Annotated in this window: 2 protein-coding genes; one reads left to right on the top strand and one right to left on the bottom strand. The window is 46.6% G+C overall.

Annotated elements, in window-relative coordinates; translation table 11 throughout:
- Positions 1 to 538: SIS domain-containing protein (locus A3738_RS07055; protein WP_156504040.1), on the top strand; the 538-nt coding region annotated here is incomplete at its 5' end.
- Positions 539 to 777: 239 nt separating this feature from the next.
- Here A3738_RS07055 and waaF read toward each other — a convergent pair.
- On the bottom strand, positions 778 to 1,199 hold a 422-nt coding region (gene waaF, locus A3738_RS07050; protein WP_068763469.1), incomplete at its 5' end, for a lipopolysaccharide heptosyltransferase II.

Raw genomic sequence — 1,199 nt, 5'->3', positions numbered from 1 at the left:
ACGTATTTCAAATGATGCTGCCATCCTCGAGCAGCTAGAAACCTCCATTCAACTTTGTGTTGAAGCGATACGTGCAGGTAAAAAAGTACTGTTTATTGGTAACGGAGGAAGCGCCTCGGATGCTCAACATCTTGCTGCTGAACTCGTTGGCCGCTATCGCTTTGATCGTGAATCATTGCCAGCCATCGCACTAACCACTGACACCTCAGCCTTAACCGCGATCGGTAATGACTATGGCTATGACGAAGTCTTTGCAAGACAACTATCAGGACTTGGTCAAGCAGGCGATGTACTTGTCGCTATCTCAACATCTGGTAACTCTGGAAACGTAATCAAGGCCATCGATGTAGCGCGTAAAAAAGGCATCAAAGTGATTGGTATGAGTGGCGAAAAAGGCCAGCTTAAGGAAATATCGGACACTTGCTTAGCGGTTCCTGCGCCGCTTACTGCAACAATCCAAGAAGCACACATTATGTTAGGTCATATTCTTTGCGATGGAATTGAACAAGCGCTATGCCCAGAGCTTCCCAAGGATTGAGAACGCTGGACGCTCATAGATCGGGGTCAGAGTAAAAGTACTCTGACCCCAATATTACTAAACCAATGTACTAAGAGAACAAGAGAGCAAACTTTAACTTTCAACCAAATGAAATTGAGGCAAATAGCGTTACGAGAGAAACGTGGGCAAGGCGAAAGCGTTGCGAGAACGCAGAGTTTATATGCGAATAAATGAGCATTTTGAGCTCGCTTTCAACACTGCCCAAGTTGTCGCAGTAGCTATTTTAAACCCTGCAAAGCCGTCCAAACCCTATCCGGCATCATCTCCTCCAAACACTTATAGTGACCAAATGGGCAATCACGCTTGAAACATGGACTACAGTCTATGCTAGCTTTTATAACCGCAGACTTCTCACTGAGTGGCGGTGTGTAATCTGGAGAGGTCGAACCAAACAAGCCAAGCGTTGGGACATTCAATGCGGCCGCTACGTGCATCAAGCCTGAGTCATTGGCTAAGGCCAAATCAGCTTGAGACATTAACGCAACCGCCTCTTCTAGGCTGGTATTGCCTGCCAGCAAACTAACACAATCTTGATCGATAGAATCGGCAATAGCCCCACATGCGGGCACATCATTCTGAGACCCAAATAACCAAACTTGTCCACCTTCAGCAATATGGCGACGTGCGATCTCTGCATAGT

It is taken from the genome of Oleiphilus sp. HI0066 (assembly GCF_001635725.1).
The sequence above is the reverse complement of the archived record's forward strand: the minus strand, read 5'-3'. Positions and strand labels throughout refer to the sequence as shown.